The following is a 428-nucleotide window of genomic DNA, read 5'->3' on the forward strand; positions in this document are numbered from 1 at the left end:
GGCGCTCGGCGCTCGCGAGGTTGTGGAGGTGGCTGCGGAGTCAGCCGTGGGATGTCAGTTGGCCCGGGCAGTCGATGCTCGCGTGGATTCTCCGGCGTTTGATAACTCGCAGATGGATGGTTACGCGCTGGCAACTCACCATTTGCCCGGAGGCTCGTTCGCGGTCGGGGAGACAATCGCCGCGGGGATTGATCCCTCAGTGCTGTATCCGCAGGGGATCGGATCGGACATCGTGCCAGTAATGACAGGCGCGATGGTGCCCGCGGGTACCGCTGCGGTGATACCGGTGGAGCATTGCCAGCCGGAGCACTTCGTAGAGGCTGGGCAAGGGAAAGTAGACGTTCCCCCGGTAGATTCCGGGCAATTCGTTCGTCTGCGGGGAAGTGACATTCACGCAGGCCAGAGGCTTTTTTCTGCCGGTCATGTGG

At 62.4% G+C, this 428-nt stretch carries 1 pseudogene; it reads left to right on the forward strand.

Annotated features, from left to right (window positions below):
• Positions 1-46 precede the first annotated feature (46 nt).
• Positions 47-428: pseudogene (locus D7Y11_RS42975) on the forward strand (molybdopterin molybdenumtransferase MoeA); the annotation flags it as partial.

The organism is Corallococcus sp. AB018, from assembly GCF_003986945.1.
GTDB lineage: Bacteria > Myxococcota > Myxococcia > Myxococcales > Myxococcaceae > Corallococcus > Corallococcus exiguus.